Here is an 18454-nt window from a genome sequence, read left to right as displayed (position 1 = left end):
GGTGCCAATGCCTCGTCGTCGTTCCAGCGGTCGGTCTGCGAGCGCGCGGAGCGTGGCGGGCCCGGCCGAAGCATGCCTCGGCCGGGCGACCCCGTGCGCCAGCCGCCAACCTTACGCGCTGAACCTGAGAACGTCAGAGTCCAACGTCGTGGCGACCGGCCGGGCGGCGGTCAGACCGCCCGCTTCTTGAGCTTCCGCCGTTCCCGCTCGGACAGCCCGCCCCAGATGCCGAAGCGCTCGTCGTGCGCCAGCGCGTACTCCAGGCACTCTGCCTGGACCTCGCAGCCGAGGCACACTCGCTTGGCCTCTCGGGTGGACCCGCCTTTCTCAGGGAAGAACGCCTCCGGATCAGTCTGGGCACACAGCGCCCGCTCTTGCCAACTCATCTCTTCGGCTTCGCCCCAGAGCAGGTCAATCTCGTCCCACTCGGTCATGGCTCGCCTCCTTCGACCGGTTTCTCCGGCTCGAAAGCCGGCCCCCGAAGCGGCCTGGCGGTGGTCGACGCCGCCAGACCACTGAACGACACGTTCGAAATTACATGAATGCAATACGTGCGCGTCAAGCGGAACCGTGCTAAAGATCTCCGTTCGTTTGCCGGCGCCCATCGTGCCGGGCGCCCCGACCCGCCCTGCTGACGCCTCGTCACGGCAGCCGGTGGCGGTTCGACGCCGGAGCATAGGCGCTCCGCCGCGCGGCACGCCAGACGGCCGATCACCCGATACGTCCGCCCGCCGAGCGTGCCATCTGGTTGACGTCCGAGGCAGCGCGACGGTTCCGTCCGCACGACGAGGCGTTCTCCCGCTCCACCACCCATGCATGCCTGCTGAAGTGGGAAAACCCCTGGTGGGCGGCCCGGACGACGCGGCGAACGGTTGATGATCACGACCTGCCGCAGCGGCGGATCGGTGGGTAGGTCACCTGATCGTTCCGCAGAAGATGATCAGGTGACCAAGTGGACGGACCGGAGCCAGAGAGGCGGCGTACGTGGGCAAGACGCCCGGTGCGACGTGCCCAGACTCCGCCCGTCCTCCGACGGCCAACGGCAGAACGACGGCCAACGCGACCTCACCCCCGGCCAATACGACCTCGCCCCCGGCCTACGCGGCACAACCGGCCGACCCGACCCCACCAAGCCAACGCCGCACCCCAGCGCCGGGTCGCGTCTCGCGCACCGGGCGCGGGGCGGCACCCAGCGCGGCACCGGGTACGGTCGGGGCTGTGCTGAGGATCACCGCGCTGGCCGGCGGGATCGGTGGCTCCAGGTTCCTGCGGGGGCTGCTGCGGGCCGAGCCGGACGCAGAGGTCACGGTCATCGGGAACACCGCCGACGACATCACGCTGCACGGGCTGCACGTCAGCCCCGACCTCGACACGGTCATGTACACGCTCGGCGGCGGCATCGACGAGGCGCAGGGGTGGGGCCGCGCCGCCGAGACGCACACCGTGGCGGAGGAGCTGGCCGAGTACGGCGCCGAGGCCCCCTGGTTCACGCTCGGCGACCGCGACCTCGCCACGCATCTCATCCGCACCCGCATGCTCACCGCCGGCTATCCCCTCTCCGCCGTCACCGAGGCCCTCTGCGACCGCTGGCGACCCGGCGTCCGCCTCATCCCCATGACCGACGACCGGGTCGAGACCCACGTCGTCATCGGCGACGACGAGGGCGGCGAGAAGGCGATCCACTTCCAGGAGTGGTGGGTCCGCCTGCACGCCGAGGCTCCCGCCCGCCGCATCGTCCTCGTCGGCGCCGAGCAGGCGAAGCCGGCCCCCGGCGTCCTCGACGCGATCGCCGGCGCCGACGTGATCCTGCTGCCGCCGTCCAACCCGGTCGTGAGCATCGGCCCGATCCTCGCCGTCCCCGGCATCCGCGACGCCGTCCGGGCAGCAAGCGCCCCGAAGGTCGGCCTCTCACCCATCATCGGGGGTTCACCGGTGAGAGGGATGGCAGACGCCGCGTTGACGGCGATCGGCGTGCCGACGACGGCGGCCGGCGTCGCCGAGTTGTTCGCGGACCTGCTGGACGGCTGGCTGGTCGACACCGTCGACGAGGCGGCGACGCAGCAGGTCGAGGCGGCCGGGATCCGAGCCAGGGCCGTCCCGCTCTGGATGACCGACCCGGACACGACCGCCGCCATGGCCCGCGCGGCCCTCGACCTCGCCGCGGAGGTGCGGACGACGTGAGCACCCGCTACGAGGCGTTCGGCCTGCCCGGCATCCCGGAGGTCCGCCCCGGCGACGACCTCACCGAGATCCTCGCGACGGCGCTCGAGCAGGCACCGCCCGGCGACGCGCTCAGGGACGGCGACATCGTCGTCGTGACGAGCAAGATCGTCAGCAAGGCCGAGGGGCGGATCCGGACCGGCATCGACCGCGACGAGGCCATCGACGCCGAGGCGGTGCGGACGATCTCGGAGTGGACGACGCCGCGGGGGCGCACCCGCATCGTCGAGACGCGGCACGGCTTCGTCATGGCCGCCGCCGGCGTCGACGCGTCCAACGTCGAGCCCGGGTCGATCGTGCTGTTGCCGGTGGACCCCGACGCGTCGGCACGGGCGCTCCGCGACGGCCTGGAACGGCGCTACGGCGTCGGCGTCGGCGTCGTCGTCACCGACACCGCCGGCCGGGTCTGGCGCAACGGCGTGGCGGACTTCGCGGTCGGCTCGGCCGGCATCCGCGCCGTCGACGACCTGCGCGGCAGCACCGACGCGTACGGCAACGACCTCGGCGTCACCGTCGTCGCGCTGGCCGACGAGCTGGCGGCGGCGTCGGAGCTGGTCCGCGCGAAGCTGTCCGGCGTGCCCGTCGCCGTCGTCCGCGGGCTGCCGCACCTGCTGCTGGAGCCCGGCGAGGACGACCATGGCGTCGCCGCGCTGATCCGGCCCAGCGCCGAGGACCGGTTCCGCCTGGGCACGCCCGAGGCGATGCGCGCGGCCGTCACCGCCCGCCGGACCGCGTCGTCGTTCACGCCGGCGCCGGTCGACCCGGGCGTGGTCCGGCAGGCCGTCGCCGCCGCGTTCTCCGCGCCCTGGCCGATCGACACGCCGCCGTGGCGGTTCGTGCTGCTGGAGTCCGACGCGGCCCGGCGACGGCTGGCGGCGGCGCTGGACGGCGCCGGGCTGCTCGGCGCCGCGCCGTATGTCGTCGTCCCGTGCCTGGTCGACGGGTCCGACGCGCTGCTCGGGCTGGGCGCGGCGATCGAGAACCTGCTGATCGTGCTCGGCGCCGAGGGCCTCGCGTCGGCCTGGCTGTTCCCCGACCCGGCACTCTCCGCGGCGACGGCGGCACTCGACCTCCCGCCCGGCTGGACGCCGATCGGCGCGATCGCGATCGGCCACGCCGCCGAGCCTGCGGCCGACCACCCGCCCGTCGACGTCGCGATGGTGACGGTCACGCTGTGAAGTGCCGGCCGCTGGCGACCGAGCTGGAGACCGAGCGGCTCACGCTGCGCCCGATCGGCCCGGGCGACGCCGCCGAGTGGCACCACGATCTGCTCGGCGAGCGCGAGAACGCGACGCCGCGCACGCTCGACGCGGACCGGCGGCTGCTCGCGGACCTGCAGGCGTCGGAGGCCGGCAGCGGCATCGGCTTCCGCACCATCCGGCGCCGGTCCGACGGCGAGCCGCTCGGCTACACCGGGCTGCTGATCGGCCGGGCGACGCTGGACGAGCCGGAGCTGGCCTACGAGCTGCTCCGCCGGCACCACGGCCAGGGCTACGCGACGGAGGCCGCACGCGCCGTCGTCGAGGCCGCCGCGGCGACCGGGCGGACCCGGCTGTGGTCGACCGTGGGCCTGTGGAACACGCCGTCGTTCCGGGTGCTGGAGAAGCTCGGCTTCCGCCGCGATCGCGAGGGGTCCGACGAGCGCGGCGAGTTCGTCTATCTCGTCCGCGACCTGCCCTGACCGCCCGTCACATCGAGCGGTAGTCGCGCACCGGCGCCCGCGGGCCCCGTCGCGGCGGCATCGGACCGCCCCTCAGCAGCAGGACGCAGGCGCGGTGACGGTGCCCGCGGTAGGGCTCGAGCAGCTCCAGCATCAGCTCGTCGGACCCGCGCCGCTCCCCGGTCAGCGCGTACGCGACGACATGCGGCAGGCCGTAGTCGCCGACCGACAGCGCGTCGGGGTCGCCCAGCACCCGCTGCCGGACCTCGGCCGAGGTCCAGACGCCGATGCCGGGGACGGCGCGCAGCCGGCGGTCGGCCTCGGCGGTGCCGAGCGAAGCGATCTCCTCGAGCCGGGCGACGTGCCGCCCGGCCGTGACGATGGTGCGGGCGCGCTGCGGCCCGACGCCGGCGCGGTGGTACTCCCACGACGGGATGCGCGCCCACACGCCGGCCGGCGGGACGACACGCATCCGCTCCGGTGCGGGGCCCGGCGCCGGCTCGCCGTACTTGCGCAGCAGCCGCAGCCAGCCGCGGTAGGCCTCGACGCCGGTGACCTTCTGCTCCAGGATGGCCGGCACCAGCGCCTCGACGGCCAGCCCGGTGCGCCCGATGAGCGTGCCCGGGAACCGCCGGAGCGCCTCGGCCAGCACCGGGTGCCGCGGCTCGAACCCGTCGGGATCGTCGTCGGCGCCCAGCCAGGACGGGACGGCGTCCAGCGCGGCGGCCGCGCCGGGACCCCACGCGGTGGCCGTGACCTCCCCGCCGGCGGCCCGAGCCACGCACACCGTCGCCGGCTCGCCGCCGGGCCGGCAGGTGCGCCACACCCGCCCGCGGGCGTCGAGCTGGAACGCCGGATCGTGCGGGCCGCGCTGGTGCGGCGTCAGCGTCGCCAGGATGTCGACCGGGCGCGGAGGCCGCCACGTCCGCTCCATCACGTCCCCAGTGAAGCACGGACCACCGACAGCCCCAACGGCGCAGGTCGGCGGCGGGTTCGCCGGACCTGCGCCGTCAGACGACGGGTAGGGGGCGGCCGTAGGGTTGGGGGCATGAGCGAGACCCCGGCAGAACTGCTGCGCACCGCCGTCCGGCACGACGGCGCGCGGCCGTTCCTCACCTTCTACGACGACGCCACCGGCGAGCGCGTCGAGCTGTCCACCACCACGTTCGACAACTGGGTCGCCAAGACCGCCGGCTTCCTCACCGGCGGGCTGGCCGCCGAGCCCGGCGACCGCGTCGCCCTCCGGCTGCCGGCGCACTGGCAGGCACTGGCCTGGGCGGCCGCCTGCTGGTCGGCCGGGGTCTGCGTGGTCCTCGGCGACGCCGACGACGTCCAGGTCGCGGTGGCAGGCCCCGACGCCGCCGCCGCGGCGGGCAGCGCGCCGGAGGTGGTCGGGCTGGCGCTGCGCCCGCTCGGCGGCCGGTTCACCGAGCCGCTGCCGCCCGGCGTCACCGACTACGCCGTCGAGGTGCCCGGCTACCCCGACCACTTCGCGCCGCTGTTCCCGCTCGACGACGCCGAGCCGGCGCTGGACCGCTCCGGCGCCGTGCACACGCTCGGCGGGCTGGCCGACCACGCCCGGCAGCGGGCCGAGCAGCTCGGCGCCGGCCCGGGCGGCCGGTTGCTGGTCGCCACCGACGACCTCGGCACGGCGCTGGTCGACGCGCTGCTGGTGCCGCTGGTGACGGGCGGTTCGGCGGTGCTGGTGCGGCACGAGGACCCGGCCGGCCGGGCGCGGCGGATGACGGCGGAGCGGGTCACCGCCGCCGCCTGACCGGGCGAACCGCGAGTCGGCGGCGGGACCGGCGGTGTGGCACGATCTGGAACCATGCCAGCGCCCGGCACTCGCACCGTCGACGTCCTCGACGTCTCCGACCTCCGCTTCCCCGGCGGGACCTCGCACAGCATCGCCGAGGAGATCGCCGCGCAGGCCCGCTCCGGCTTCAGCACCGGCCTGATCAGCCTGAACGGGCCGCTGGTCGCGAAGGTGTCGCCGGTGAACCGGCTGATCCGCTCCGCCGTCGAGGCCGGCCGGGCCCGGCTGCTGGTCGGCCGGGCGCCGGTGCGCGCGAAGGTCGTCGTGGTGCGTCACCCCGCGGTGCTCCAGCACGCCGCGGAGCAGCTGCCGCCGGTCGAGGCCGACCACGTCGTCATCGTCGCCAACGCGGCGCCGTACGACATCGACGGGCACGAGCACTACCGGCCCGAGGCGGTGCACGAGATCGCGAAGCACCGGTTCGGCCGCGAGCCGGTGTGGGCGCCGATCGGCCCGCTGGTCCGGGCCGCCATCGAGGGCCGGGTGCCGGCCGAGGCGCTGGCCGCGGCCGACTGGGTCAACATCATCGACGTCGACGCGTGGGCCGTGGACCGGCCGGGCCCGGCCGCCGCCCGGCCCGTCGTCGGGCGGCACAGCCGGTCCTCGCCGCAGAAGTGGCCGGCCGACGCGGCCACGCTTCGCGCCGTCTACCCCGTCGACGGGTCGTGGACGGTGCGCGTGCTCGGCGGCGCCGGGCCGGTGGAACACCTGCTCGGCGAGCTGCCGGAGAGCTGGGAGGTGTTCGAGTTCGGCGCGATGCCGCCGCGCGACTTCCTCGCCTCGCTCGACTTCTTCGTCTACTTCCACAACCCGCGCTGGGTCGAGGCGTTCGGCCGGACCATCCTGGAGGCGCTGGCCACCGGCGTCCCGGCGATCCTGCCGCCGCACTTCGAGCCGGTCTTCGGCGACGCCGCCGTCTACGCCGAGCCATCCGGCGTCCGCCGCGTCGTCGAGGAGCTGTACGCCGACCGAGACGCCTACGACGCGCAGGTCGAGCGGGCCCGGCGGGCGGCGCGGGAGCGGTTCGGCCACGAGGCGCACGTCGCCCGGCTGGAGGCGCTGATCGGGCCGCCCAGCGGGCCGCCGGACCTGGAGGCGCCCGCTCCGTCCGGCGCCGCGGCGACGCGCAGCAGGCCACGTGCCCTGTTCGTCAGCAGTAATGGCGCCGGCATGGGGCACCTCACCCGGCTGCTCGCCTACGCGCAGCGCTGCGTCCCGGACCTGGAGCCGCACTTCTTCTCGTTGTCGCAGGCCGCGCCGGTCGTCGGCCGGTTCGGGCACCCGTACGAGTACGTCCCGTCGGCGACGGCGACCGGCCTGGAACCGGCCCGCTGGCACGCGTACTTCGCCACCCGGCTGTCCGCGACGATCGAGCGGATCCACCCGTCGGTCGTCGTCTTCGACGGGACCTGGCCGTACGAGGGGCTCGGGCTGGTCCGCCGCGCCTACCCCGGCATCGGCTGGGTGTGGTCGCGACGGGGCATGTGGCGGCCCGGGATGAACCGCGACCAGCTGGCCAAGGCGAGCTGGTTCGACCTGGTCATCGAGCCGGGCGAGTTCGCGGCGCCCGCCGACCAGGGCGTCACCGCGACGGCGCAGGCGGCCCGCGTCGGCCCGGTCACGCTGCTCGACCGCGACGACCTCGACAGCCGCGCCGAGGCCCGGGCGTTCCTCGGCCTGGACCCGTCGGCGCCGCTCGCGCTGGTCTCGCTCGGGGCCGGCAACATCAACGACACGAGCGGCGACCTCGGCGCCGTCGTCGCCGCGCTGCGCGCCCTCGAGGTCGAGGTGTGCGTGACGCAGCCGGAGATCGCCTCCGCCCAGGGGCGCGTCGACGACGTCCACGTCGTGCGCGACTTCCCGCTGTCGCGCCGGTACCGCGCGTTCGACCTCGCCGTGAGCGCGACCGGCTACAACAGCTTCCACGAGCTGCTGAGGTTCGGCGTGCCGACGCTGTTCGTGCCGAACCGGTCCACCGCCCTGGACGACCAGGAAGGGCGGGCCCGGTACGCGGCGGCGCAGGGCTGGGCGCACACCCTCGACGTCGTCACCGTCGACCAGGCGACGCCGCTGCTGGCCGCGCTGCTGGAGAAGGGCGAGCCGATGGTGAAGCACGTCGCCGACGCCGATCCCGGCAACGGCGCGGCCGAGGCGGCCCGCCTCCTCACCGGCCTCGTCGCCGAAGGGCAGGACTGACCATGGCCGAGCGCCGCAAGCCCCGCCGCGTCATGCGCCACGTGCGGCGCCTCCCCGGCTACCGCTACGCGCGCCGCACGGTCGTGCCGCGCATCCGCGACTCCTCCACCGCACGCGCCGTCGTACACCGGCTGTTCGCCGTCGACGCCAAGCAGCACACCCCGCTCGACGTCACCGCCGGGCGCCTGCTCGCCGGCGTCGGCGCCGAGCGCCTCCCGGTCGTCGTCGTGCTGCTGCTCGGCCTGCCCGCCGACCGCGTCCGCGACGTCATCGACGAGATCGCCGAGCTGCAGGTGCTGACCGCGGGCTTCCGCCCGGTCGTCGTCATGGACGTGCCCGAGCTGGCCGCGGCCCGCGCCTACGGCTACCCCGCCGAGCTGCTGCTGCCGGCCGGCTCCTGGCCGCACGCGCAGCCCTGGGACGACTACGTCCGCACGACGCTGGGCGCGATCTTCGCCACCTACCGCAGCACCGCCTCCATCACCGTCGGCCCGGACGGCCTAAGCCGCACCGACCGGCTGCTGCTCGCGTCCCTGGCCCCGCGACGCTGACCGACGCCTCGCTGCTCGGCAGCACGCCCGCGGCTGTGGCATCATCGAGGTGCCTAGTCGCACGGCATGAGGTCCGGCCGCCGTACGCATCCGCCGCGCACGGGCACCGTCCCCCGTCCGGTAGGCGTCACCCCCAGCGCGTCGCAGCCCGGCGACGCGGCAGAGGAGCAGAACAGCACATGAAGAACCTGGCTCGCCGGGCGTACCGCTTCACCAACGGCCGGCTCTCGGCCGACCGGAAGCAGTCGTTGAAGATCGTCGCCAAGCAGGTGCTGCCGCGCCGGGTCCGCCGGCAGCTGCGGCGGGCGGCGGCACGGATGCAGCCGGAGAAGGCCGCCGAGCGACGCGAGGCGAAGCGGCGCCAGGCGAAGCACGACCGCGTGCTCGACCGGAAGGTGAGCTCGCTCTCGCGGGCGCTGTGGATGGGCTTCACCCAGGACGCGCTGGCCGAGCTGGAGAGCCTGCGACGGGGCGAGGACGCCCACCGGCCCCCGATCGCCCGCGCGGCCGAGACGCTGGCCCGCTGGTACGCCACGCAGGGACAGGACGAGCTCGCCCTCGAGCGGCTGATCCACGCCCGGGCGATCAACGGCCTGAGCCAGTCCGAGCGGCTGCGCGTGTTCGAGCACCACCTGCTCACCCGGCTGGGCCGGCTCGACGAGGCGGACCAGCTGTTCCAGAAGTGGGGCGAGGAGTCGCCGGACCTGCGCCTGGTCCAGGCGAACCTGCTGCTGCGCCGCGCCGATGACGGCGAGCTCGCGCCGGACGAGGCCGGCCGCGAGCGGCTGGCACTGATCGACTGGATCTTCGACCGGCACGGCCTGACGCCGGTCAGCACGCTCCTCCAGGACCCCACGAACCTCGCCTACGCGGGGCTGCGCACCGAGCCGGCGCCGGTCGAGGGCGAGCCGGAGCCGCCCGTGGTCTCGATCGTGGTGCCGGCGTACAACGCCGAGACCACGCTGACGAACTCGGTCGACAGCCTGCGGGCGCAGACGCTCCGCGCGGTCGAGATCCTCATCGTCGACGACTCCAGCTCCGACAACACGTACGCGGTCGCGAAGACGCTGGCCGCTGCGGACCCGCGCGTCAAGGTCTTCCAGCACCCGCAGAACCTCGGCGCCTACGCCGCCCGCAACACCGGTCTGGCCCACGCCACCGGCGAGTACTTCACCGTCCACGACGCCGACGACTGGTCCCACCCGCAGCTGCTGGAGCGGCAGCTCGAGGCGCTGCGCACGCAGGCCGACGCGGTCGGGTCGTTCTCGCGGCTGGCCCGGGTCAGCCCGCGGCTTGAGTTCCTGTTGCGGACCTACCGCCCGATGCTCGAGCCGATCCACTGGAACTACATGTCGTTGCTGTGCCGGACCCAGGTCTACCGCGACCTCGGCGGCTGGGACACCGTGCGCGCGCACGCCGACTCCGAGTTCATCGAGCGGCTGCGCGCCCACCACGGCGCGGACGTGCTGGTCGAGGTCGACACCACGGTGCCGCTCTCGTTCTGCCTGGTCACCGGCGACAACATCACCGAGAACAAGGCCACCGGCATGCGCTCGATCGATTTCGGGTCGCGCCGGGAGTACATGGAGCAGGCGCGGTTCTGGCGGAGCCGCACGTTCGCCGAGGGTGAGCTCCCGTCGCTCGCCGGGCACCGCCGCACCGGCCTCAAGGACCCGTTCTTCAGCACCCGGCCGATGCTGAGCGGCGCCGACGCCGCCGGCCAGGCCTACGACGTGGTCATCGGCTCTGACCTGGCGCTGCTGGGCGGCACCCGGCGGTGCAACCTCGCCTACATCGACTGCGCGCGCAAGCTGGGCCTGCGGGTCGGCCTGTTCAACGCGCCCCGGTACCGCACCCGCGGCTTCGGCTCGGTCGACGCCGCCTACCGTGAGCTGCTCGAGCTCGACGGCGTCGACCTGCTCACCCCCGAGGACGACGTCACGGCGAAGGCGCTGCTCCTGCACCACCCGCCGGTCCTGCGCCGCACGTTCGACGGCTACCCGACGATCGACGCCGAGCACCGGTTCCTGCTGGTCAACCAGCTGCCGTGGCAGATGAAGAACTACACCGACGTCCAGTACGACACCTCGGCGATCCACCAGCGGTTCACCGACGCCTTCGGCGGCGAGCCGAACTGGATCTCCATCAGCCCGCGGGTGCGCCGCTACCTCGACGGCGAGCTGGCGCCGGGAGTACTGCTCGACGAGGACTGGTTCCCGATCGTGAGCTGGGCCGGGCCGTCCCCTCGCACGCGCACCGTCGGCACCGCGCCGACGCCCGTCGTCGGGCGGCAGAGCCGCGACCACGCCACGAAGTGGCCCGAGGACGCCGGCACGCTGGCCCAGGCGTACCTCGCCGGCACCCAGTACAAGGTCCAGCTGCTCGGCGGGACGGCGGCGGCAGAGGCGGTGCTCGGACACCGGCCGGAGAACTGGGTGGTCCACCCGTTCGACTCGCTGTCGGTCACCGAGTTCCTCGACGGCATCGACATCTTCGTCCACTTCCACCACAGCAACTACATCGAGGAGTTCGGCCGCAACATCGCCGAGGCGATGGCCGTCGGTGTGCCGTGCGTCCTGCCGCCGGAGTACGCGGAGATCTTCGGCGACGCCGCGGTCTACGCCGAGCCCGCCGACGTCGAGCGCACCGTCGCCGAGCTGTGGGCCGACGGCGAGCGCTACGCCGACTACTCGCGGCGCGGCGCCGCCTTCGTCGCCGAGAACTGCGGCTCCGAGGTGGGTATGCGCCGCATCTCGAGCCTGCTGGCCTGACGGCCGGTCAGGGCAGCAGCGAGTTGCCGGGCGGCGGGACCGGTTCCGGATAGCGGGAGCGACGGCGCCACCCGGCGCCGCGGGAGTCGTCGTGGGCGATGACGAACGTGTACAGCGCCCAGGCGAGCACGGCGCCGATCAGCGGGCCGGCCAGCCAGGACGCGGCCGCATCCCACTCGCCGCTCACGACGGCGGGCCCGAAGCCGCGTGCCGGGTTCAGCGCGCCGCCGGTGAGCCCCAGCAGCGCGGCACTGCCGGCGACGAGCGCGCCGCCGATGGCGAACGGGTAGATCGAGACCGGTGCCCGCTCGTCGACGACGGTGCCGAAGACGACGAGGACGAGGAACATGGTGGCGACGGCCTCGAGCGCGATGGCGCCGCCGACGTTGACCAGATCGTCGTTGAGCATGGGCGTCCCGGCGGCCACGACGTCGGTGTCGGCGACGAGCAGGACCAGCAGCGCGCCCAGCGCCCCGCCGGCGAACTGGGCGACCCAGTAGATCGTCGCGCCGATGGGGTCGATCTTCTTGGCCAGCAGCATCGCGAGGGTGATCGCCGGGTTGAAGTAGCCGCCGGAGCCGTGGCCCAGCGCGGCGACCATGCCCATGGTGACGAACCCGTAGGCCAGCACGGTCGGCGTCGCCTGCGCGACGATGCCCAGCGTCGCCACGGTCACGAAGACCACCGACAACGTGCCCACCGCCTCGGCCACCGCGTTCCGCAGCCAGCTGTCGACCATCTACCCACCCCTCGCCATCGGATCCCCGGACGTCGCCACCGGCGACCCTATCGCGGCTCGTCTACACTGACGGCCATCACCAGCGACACAGCCGGCGAACGTCGCCGGCCGGGGAACCCGACCAGACAGATGCGCCGTCCGTCCGCCGTGCCGCCACCGCCGCCCGCCGCCATGCCGCCACCGCCGCCGGCCGCGGCGCCGGACCCGCTCCCCTCCGTCGCGACGGCCTCGCGCCGGGCCGGCCCGGCGCCGTCGAGCAGCCGGCCCCGGTTCCGCGGCGACATCCAGGGCCTGCGCGCGGTCGCGGTGCTCGCGGTCATCGGCTTCCACGCCGGGCTGCCGATCATGCCGGGCGGCTTCGTCGGCGTCGACGTGTTCTTCGTGATCTCGGGGTTCCTCATCACCAGCCTCATCGACCGCGAGATCGGCCGCACCGGACGGCTGCGGATCAGCCGGTTCTGGGCCCGCCGGGTGCGCCGGCTGCTGCCGGCCACGGCCGTGGTCCTGGCGGCCGTGGCAGTGGTCACGCTGGTGGTGCTGCCGGTGACGCGCTGGTCGTCGGTGGCGTGGGACGTCGGCGCCAGCGCGCTGTACCTGGTGAACTGGCGGCTGGCCGGCCAGTCGGTCGACTACCTGGCGGCCGACGACGCGCCCAGCCCGGTCCAGCACTTCTGGTCGCTGGCCGTCGAGGAGCAGTTCTACGTCCTCTGGCCGCTGATGATCCTGCTGGTGCTGTGGCTGCAGCGCCGCTACCGGCTGCCGCTGACCAAGGCGATGCTGGCGGGGATCGCCGCCATCGGCGTGCCGTCGCTGATCTGGTCGGTGGTGCTCACCGAGACCCGGCCCGGCCCGGCGTACTTCGTGTCGACGACGCGGCTCTGGGAGCTGGCCGTGGGCGCCGCGCTGGCGGTGCTCGCCCACCGGCTCACGCGGCTGCCGGCCGGCTGGACCCACCTCCTGGGCCTCGCCGGGCTCGGCGCGATCGTCCTCGCCGTCGTCACGTTCGACCGGTCCACACCGTTCCCCGGCGTGGCGGCGCTGCTGCCCACGCTGGGCGCCGCCGCCGTCATCGCCGCGGGGCTGCCCGGGCGCCGCACGGTGACCGACGCGGTGCTCGACACCGGGATCATGCGCGATATCGGCACCCTCTCGTACTCGCTGTACCTGTGGCACTGGCCGCTGCTGGTCGGCGCCGCGGCGATGTGGGGCGAGGCCGGCGGCGAGCTGCCGGTGGCCATCGGCGTCACCGTCGCCGGGTTCGCGGTGGTGCCGGCCTGGCTGACGTACCGCCTGGTCGAGGCCCCGTTCCACCGGGCCCGCGTGTACGTCCGGCTGCCGGCCCGGGCGGCGGTCCTCGGCGTCGCCTGCACCGCGATCGGCGTCGCCGCGGCGCTGGTCGTGTCGCTGGCCGTGCCCACGGCGCCGGCCGACGACGGCGCCGAACGGGCCCAGGGCGCCGCCGTCCTGGACGACGATCCCGCCGCGGACCCCGACGGCCGGCCCACCGACACCGTCGACCACATGGTGCCGGACGTGCTGGAGGCCGCCGACGACGTGGCGAGCCTGGACGGCGACCAGTGCATCAGCGACATCGTGGGCACCGAGCTCGAGTCGTGCACGTACGGCCCGGAGGACGCCGAGGTCACGGTGGCGCTCGTCGGCGACTCCAAGATGCACCAGTGGCTCACCGCCTTCCAGCGCGTCGCCGACGAGCGCGGCTGGCGCATCGTCACCTACCTCAAGAGCGGCTGCCCGCTGGTGACCGTCGACGTCGAGCTCGACGAGGCGGCCAACGAGGACTGCGCCGAGTACAACCGGACCCGCTACGACCACCTGCGCGAGCTGGAATCCGTCGACTACGTCGTCACCTCCCAGGTCGCCTCCCAGGCGTTTCTCGGGCCCGATGCGTCGCGGAGTGAGCGGTTCGACGCCATGGTGGAGGACCTGCGCGATGTGTGGAGCGGCCTGGAGGAGGCCGGCCGCGACGTCGTGGTGATGATCGACAACCCGTGGCCGCCGCTGGACGTCATGGAGTGCGTGGCCGAGCACGGCGACGAGCTCAGCGCCTGCGCGTTCCCGCGCGAGGAGGGCGCCAGCAACGGTGGCGCACCGGCACAGCGGACGGCGCTGGAGGACGCTCCGGGCGTCGCCGCGGCGGACCTCACCGACTGGATCTGCCCCGGCGAGACCTGCCCCGCGGTCATCGGCAACGTGCTCGTCTACCGCCGCGGATCGCACCTGACCGCGACCTACGTCGACTCGCTGACGCCGCGGCTGGACGAGGCGCTGACGGCGGCCATGCGCTGACGGCCGCCCCTGGGTACGATGCTCGGCGGGGCGACCTGATCAACTGGCGCTGCCGGGGCGGAAGGGGGAGGCGACGCGTGGACAACCTGACGCGCAACGTCGTTGCCGAGGCGGTCGGCACGTTCATGCTGGTCTTCGTGACGGTCACGGTCGTCGCCGTCGGCCCGGGGATCATCCCCGCCGCGCTCGCGTACGGACTGGGCACCGCTGCGCTGATCGCCGCGCTCGGCCACGTGTCGGGCGGGCACTTCAACCCGGCCATCACGCTGGCCATGCTGCTGTCCAAGCGCATCGACACGCTCGCCGCGGTGGCGTACTGGATCGCCCAGCTCGCCGGCGCCGCGGCCGGCGCGCTCGTCGTCATGCTGTCCTCCGAGCGCGACGTCGTCCGGGCCGGCACGCCCGTCATCGCCGACGATCTGGTCAGCGTCGGCGGCGCGATCGCCGTCGAGGCCGCCGCCACGATGATCCTGGTGCTGGTCTACCTCGGCACCGTGGTCGACCAGTATGCGCCCGCGTCGGTCTATCCGCTCGCCAGCGGGCTGACCATCGCCGGCGGCTTCTTCGCCATCGCGCCGCTGACCGGCGGCGCCATCAACCCGGCGCGCGGCTTCGGCCCGTCGGTGGTCAGCGGCGAGTGGGACGGCCTGGCCGCGTGGCTGGCCGGTCCGCTCGTCGGCGCCGTCATCGCGTGGGCGCTCTACCAGTTCGTCGTCGCGCCGAACCGGGCCGAGTCCGGCGCCGGGCGGCGCACCCGGAGCAGCCGGCCGCTGCCGCCCCCGCCCGGCTCCTCGCTGCTGCCGTAGCCGACGGCGTCACCGGAGGTCCGGACCACCGGGCCTGGGGTACGATCCCCTGGGTGATGCGGCCCTGGGGCGGGCCCGGCCATGGGGGCGCGGACGAGACTGCGACGCGCGCCGTGCAACCGCACAGCGGCGTGTGGCGTCATCCAGGTGTGGCAGTGTCGACGGGAAGTCAGGGATCGAAGGTGCGAGAGCGACTGAGCGGGCGGGCCGGCTAGCGCCATGCGCATCCTCGTCCTGACCGTCGTCCACGACCCGGAAGACGCGCGTATCAGGCATCGGCAGATCGTCGCGCTGCGCGAGGCCGGGCACGAGGTGACGCTTGCGGCGCCGTTCGGCGCGACCGGCCGGCCGATCCCGGCTGACCTCGCCGCCATCGACATCCCCCGCTCGCACGGCCGGCACCGGCTGGCGTCGCTGCGGACCGCCCGGCGGCTGCTCAAGCGGCACGGCCGCGACTACGACATCGTCCTCATGCACGACCCCGAGCTGGTGCTGGCCAGCATCGGCCTGGACATCCCCGGCCTGGTGTGGGACGTGCACGAGGACACCGCCGCGGCGCTGCGGATGAAGGCGTGGCTGCCGAAGGCGGGCCGCCCGGCGGGGGCGGCGCTGATCCGGGCGATCGAGCGCAACGCCGAGCGCCGGATGCCGCTGCTGCTGGCCGAGGAGTCCTACGCCGACCGGTTCCGCAAGCAGCACACCGTCGTCCGCAACAGCGTCGCGATCCCCGACGACGTCGCGGTGCCGGTCGAGGACCGGGTCGTCTACCTGGGCCGGCTGACGGCGGCGAGGGGCGGCCTCGACCTGGTCGAACTGGGCCGGCGACTGGCGCCCGACATCGAGGTGCACCTGGTCGGGCCGGCCGACGCGGACTGCGCGGCGGCGATCGAGGCCGCGCAGGCCGACGGCGCGGTGACGTGGCACGGCTTCGTGCCGAACGACGAGGCGCTGGCCATGCTGCCGGGCGCGCTGGCCGGGCTGAGCCTGCTGCACGAGCAGCCGAACTACGCGCACTCCCGGCCCACCAAGATCGTCGAGTACATGGCGCACGGCGTGCCGGTCATCAGCACGCCGAACCCGGCGTCGGCCGAGCTGATCCGGCGGCACCGCTGCGGCACGATCGTCCCCTTCGGCGACGTCGCCGCGGCCGAGGCGGCGGTGCGCGCGCTCCGGTCCGACCCGGCCGAACGCCGTCGCATGGCCGAGGCCGGGCGGGACGCCGTCATCGCGCATTACAGCTGGGACGCCGACGCCGAGCTGTTCATCCACTCGCTGGAGAAGCTCGCGCACGCCGTGCGGTGAGACCTGGGCCGTCCTGCGCCCCGCGCAGCGATAGAGTCGTGGGCGATCAGGTGTCACCGACGACGGGAAGTACATGCTCCGCGCCGCACGTCAGTTCCTCGGCTCGAAGTGGACGGCGCTCAGCCTGTTCGGCGCGGCCCTGGCCGTCGTCGCCGCCGGCTGGGCACTCATCGACGACGGCGACGTCGTCGCGGCCATCCTGGCGCTGCTGCTGGGCCTGGCGCTCGCCGGCACGACCGTCGCGATCGCGGCCACCCACCAGGCCGACCGGCGGATCCGCTCCCTGACCGACCAGGTCGAGAGGACCGAGGCGGCGAACCGAGAGACCACCCAGGCGCTCGGCGAGCTCCGTGCGACGCTGGCCGACCCGGCCGGCGGACCGCTCGGCGCGATCCTCGGTGCGCTGCGCACCGACACCGCGCTCATGCACGATGAGTCGGCGGCGCGCACCGAACGCGTCGCCGCCGACGTCCGGACCGATCTCGCCCAGGTGCGTGCGGAGCTCGCCGCGGTCACCGCGGCGCTGACCTCTGCCGCCGGGCCCCAGGAGCGGCCCGAGCACGACGCCGGCGATCTCGACGCGATGGCGCAGGACCAGCTGAGCGAGCTCTCCGCCCTGGCCAACCTCTACTCCATGTTCGGCCCGGCCGACGAGGTGCCGGTGCTGGGCGGCTACGCGGCGACGCCCCGGACGATCCTCCGCCTGACGTCGATGGTGGGCCGGCTGCCCGGCGACGCGCTGATCGTGGAGTGCGGCAGCGGCAGCTCGACGGTCTGGCTCGCGCTGGCCTGCCAGCGGCGCGGCACCGGCCGCGTCGTCGCGCTGGAGCACCACGACCTCTACGCCGCCCGGACCCGCGAGGCGCTGGCCCGGCTCGGCCTGGACGGCGTCGCCGAGGTCCGGTCCGCGCCGCTCGAGCCGGTCACCGTCCAGGGCGAGAAGCACGACTGGTACGCCGCGCCCAGCTGGGCCGACCTGCGCGGCATCGACCTGCTGTTCGTCGACGGCCCGCCCGGAAAGGTCGGGCCGCGGTCGCGGTTCCCGGCGCTGCCCCTGCTCGCGCCGGCTCTCGCCGACGGCGCCATCGTCGCCCTCGACGACGCCCAGCGGCCCGACGAGGCCGACGTCGCCGCCGACTGGCTGAGCACGGGCGCCGACGGCATCCAGCTCGCCGATGATGGCTTGGTCGGGCGGACGCGCTTCTTCACCGCGACGCGCGCTTAGGCGGGCCGGGTTGCCGCAGTTGGCTTGAGGGGCTGCGAACGTTGGCCGTCCCCCTGCTGCCCATTCTCTTAGCCGCGCAACCGCGCCTCAAGTCCGCGGCCGCTGCTGGTGGCTGTTGTGTTGTGGCTAGGGGCCGCGTACTTGACCCGCGGTCCCGCGGCCAAGAACGGGCAGCTATCAGGGGGACGGGGGAGTGTGGCGACGGCCCGTCGGGGCTCCGCGTTGTCTGCTGGAGCGCGGGCGCCGGGTTCGCGGCGATCCGGGCTCGCTGGCCGCTCCCGGTGGCCTGACGGGCGCCGCGTGGGCAGGCAGCTCTGGTCCGTTGGCCTCTCCCGGCGACCGGTCGGGCCGGTTCGACGTGGCTTTAGTGTCGCTGGGCGTCCACGTGGTGAGATTTCGCCGCGTTTCCCGGGCCGCCCACCAGACGTACTCCCACCCCCTAGGCATGCATGGGTGGTAGAGCGGGAGAACGCCTAGTGCGAGACCAAAAGGTTGATGATCATGAGCGTCCACAGGCCGGCAAACGTCGCACAACGGGCACGCGCGGGCGACGGCAACGGCGGCCGGGGAAGGCGGCGCACGTGGGCTGATGGGTTGCGGCGTGCCCACACTCCCCCCGTCCCCCTGATAGCTGCCCGTTCTTGGCCGGGACGGCGCGGGTCAAGTACGCGCCCCGCAACCACAGATGCCATCAGCCACAGCGGGCGCGGACTTGAGGCGCGTCGGCCCGGCTAGGTGACGTCCCGTGACGTGGTGTAGGTGGTCGTCCACGTGTGTGGGTCAGCGAGTTGTGCTGATCATGCCGTGAGGAGTGCTGTTGGTGCTACCTGTTGATCGTTGGTGGTGGTGTTGAGCAGGGCC

14 protein-coding genes are annotated in these 18454 nt (G+C 74.1%); 11 read left to right on the top strand and 3 right to left on the bottom strand.

The genetic code is table 11. The features are described from left to right. Positions 1–170 precede the first annotated feature (170 nt). Entirely contained in the window at positions 171–434 is a 264-nt protein-coding gene (locus C1I92_RS19680) for a WhiB family transcriptional regulator (RefSeq protein ID WP_111256351.1), read from the bottom strand. 787 nt (positions 435–1221) lie between these two features. Between C1I92_RS19680 and cofD the strand changes: the two genes are divergently transcribed. Genes cofD through C1I92_RS19665 form a run of 3 tightly spaced genes read left to right on the top strand, consistent with a single transcriptional unit; the run spans position 1222 to position 3901 of the window. Then, on the top strand, positions 1222–2181 hold the full coding sequence (cofD, locus tag C1I92_RS19675) for a 2-phospho-L-lactate transferase (RefSeq protein WP_111256369.1): 960 nt from the start codon (positions 1222–1224) through the stop codon (positions 2179–2181). Beyond that, a complete protein-coding gene (locus C1I92_RS19670; RefSeq protein WP_199521397.1) occupies positions 2178–3398 on the top strand; it encodes a coenzyme F420-0:L-glutamate ligase in 1221 nt (406 codons plus the stop codon). Before cofD ends, C1I92_RS19670 begins: the two co-directional genes overlap by 4 nt. Next, on the top strand, positions 3395–3901 hold the full coding sequence (locus C1I92_RS19665; protein WP_199521396.1) for a GNAT family N-acetyltransferase: 507 nt from the start codon (positions 3395–3397) through the stop codon (positions 3899–3901). The genes C1I92_RS19670 and C1I92_RS19665 overlap by 4 nt, the downstream gene beginning before the upstream one ends. Before the next feature lie 7 nt (positions 3902–3908). On the opposite strand, the gene C1I92_RS19660 is transcribed toward C1I92_RS19665, so the two are convergent. Continuing rightward, positions 3909–4814 (bottom strand): DNA-3-methyladenine glycosylase family protein, encoded by a 906-nt coding sequence (locus C1I92_RS19660; RefSeq protein ID WP_111256350.1) that lies wholly within the window; start codon positions 4812–4814, stop codon positions 3909–3911. Between the two features lie 114 nt (positions 4815–4928). Between C1I92_RS19660 and C1I92_RS19655 the strand changes: the two genes are divergently transcribed. From C1I92_RS19655 to C1I92_RS19635, 4 genes are all read left to right on the top strand, one after another. Next, entirely contained in the window at positions 4929–5654 is a 726-nt protein-coding gene (locus C1I92_RS19655; RefSeq protein WP_111256349.1) for a TIGR03089 family protein, read from the top strand. A 54-nt stretch (positions 5655–5708) separates the two neighbouring features. Continuing rightward, the gene (locus tag C1I92_RS34550; protein ID WP_199521394.1) at positions 5709–7892 is read left to right on the top strand and encodes a glycosyltransferase; all 2184 of its coding nucleotides are present in this window, start codon (positions 5709–5711) and stop codon (positions 7890–7892) included. 2 nt (positions 7893–7894) lie between these two features. Continuing rightward, positions 7895–8443 (top strand): hypothetical protein, encoded by a 549-nt coding sequence (locus C1I92_RS19640; protein ID WP_111256348.1) that lies wholly within the window; start codon positions 7895–7897, stop codon positions 8441–8443. Positions 8444–8622: 179 nt separating this feature from the next. Next, positions 8623–11214, top strand: coding sequence for a glycosyltransferase family 2 protein (locus tag C1I92_RS19635; RefSeq protein ID WP_111256347.1), 2592 nt, complete (start codon positions 8623–8625; stop codon positions 11212–11214). A gap of 7 nt (positions 11215–11221) precedes the next feature. On the opposite strand, the gene C1I92_RS19630 is transcribed toward C1I92_RS19635, so the two are convergent. Beyond that, entirely contained in the window at positions 11222–11953 is a 732-nt protein-coding gene (locus C1I92_RS19630) for an MIP/aquaporin family protein (protein ID WP_111256346.1), read from the bottom strand. A 129-nt stretch (positions 11954–12082) separates the two neighbouring features. On the opposite strand from C1I92_RS19630, the gene C1I92_RS19625 reads away from it, so the two are divergent. From C1I92_RS19625 to C1I92_RS19610, 4 genes are all read left to right on the top strand, one after another. Beyond that, positions 12083–14260, top strand: a complete 2178-nt coding sequence (locus C1I92_RS19625) for an acyltransferase family protein (RefSeq protein ID WP_111256345.1) — start codon at positions 12083–12085, stop codon at positions 14258–14260. A gap of 77 nt (positions 14261–14337) precedes the next feature. Next, positions 14338–15066 carry an MIP/aquaporin family protein gene (locus C1I92_RS19620; RefSeq protein WP_111256344.1) on the top strand — a complete coding sequence of 243 codons (729 nt, stop codon included), beginning with the start codon at positions 14338–14340 and terminating at the stop codon, positions 15064–15066. Between the two features lie 219 nt (positions 15067–15285). Continuing rightward, on the top strand, positions 15286–16368 hold the full coding sequence (locus C1I92_RS19615; protein ID WP_111256343.1) for a glycosyltransferase: 1083 nt from the start codon (positions 15286–15288) through the stop codon (positions 16366–16368). Between the two features lie 73 nt (positions 16369–16441). Further along, positions 16442–17593, top strand: a complete 1152-nt coding sequence (locus C1I92_RS19610) for a class I SAM-dependent methyltransferase (protein ID WP_111256342.1) — start codon at positions 16442–16444, stop codon at positions 17591–17593. The last annotated feature ends 861 nt before the right edge of the window (positions 17594–18454 follow it).

Source organism: Jiangella anatolica (assembly GCF_003236295.1).
Lineage (GTDB): Bacteria > Actinomycetota > Actinomycetes > Jiangellales > Jiangellaceae > Jiangella > Jiangella anatolica.
The sequence above is the reverse complement of the archived record's forward strand: the minus strand, read 5'-3'. Positions and strand labels throughout refer to the sequence as shown.

What these genes read in the sequence shown, in the direction of transcription:
- C1I92_RS19625 (WP_111256345.1), top strand. Translation starts at nt 12,083, where the DNA reads ATGCGCCGTCCGTCCGCCGTGCCGCCACCGCCGCCCGCCGCCATGCCG.
- C1I92_RS19655 (WP_111256349.1), top strand. Translation starts at nt 4,929, where the DNA reads ATGAGCGAGACCCCGGCAGAACTGCTGCGCACCGCCGTCCGGCACGAC.
- C1I92_RS19630 (WP_111256346.1), bottom strand. Translation starts at nt 11,953, where the DNA reads ATGGTCGACAGCTGGCTGCGGAACGCGGTGGCCGAGGCGGTGGGCACG.
- C1I92_RS19640 (WP_111256348.1), top strand. Translation starts at nt 7,895, where the DNA reads ATGGCCGAGCGCCGCAAGCCCCGCCGCGTCATGCGCCACGTGCGGCGC.
- C1I92_RS19680 (WP_111256351.1), bottom strand. Translation starts at nt 434, where the DNA reads ATGACCGAGTGGGACGAGATTGACCTGCTCTGGGGCGAAGCCGAAGAG.
- C1I92_RS19610 (WP_111256342.1), top strand. Translation starts at nt 16,442, where the DNA reads ATGCTCCGCGCCGCACGTCAGTTCCTCGGCTCGAAGTGGACGGCGCTC.
- C1I92_RS19660 (WP_111256350.1), bottom strand. Translation starts at nt 4,814, where the DNA reads ATGGAGCGGACGTGGCGGCCTCCGCGCCCGGTCGACATCCTGGCGACG.
- C1I92_RS19615 (WP_111256343.1), top strand. Translation starts at nt 15,286, where the DNA reads ATGCGCATCCTCGTCCTGACCGTCGTCCACGACCCGGAAGACGCGCGT.
- C1I92_RS19635 (WP_111256347.1), top strand. Translation starts at nt 8,623, where the DNA reads ATGAAGAACCTGGCTCGCCGGGCGTACCGCTTCACCAACGGCCGGCTC.
- C1I92_RS34550 (WP_199521394.1), top strand. Translation starts at nt 5,709, where the DNA reads ATGCCAGCGCCCGGCACTCGCACCGTCGACGTCCTCGACGTCTCCGAC.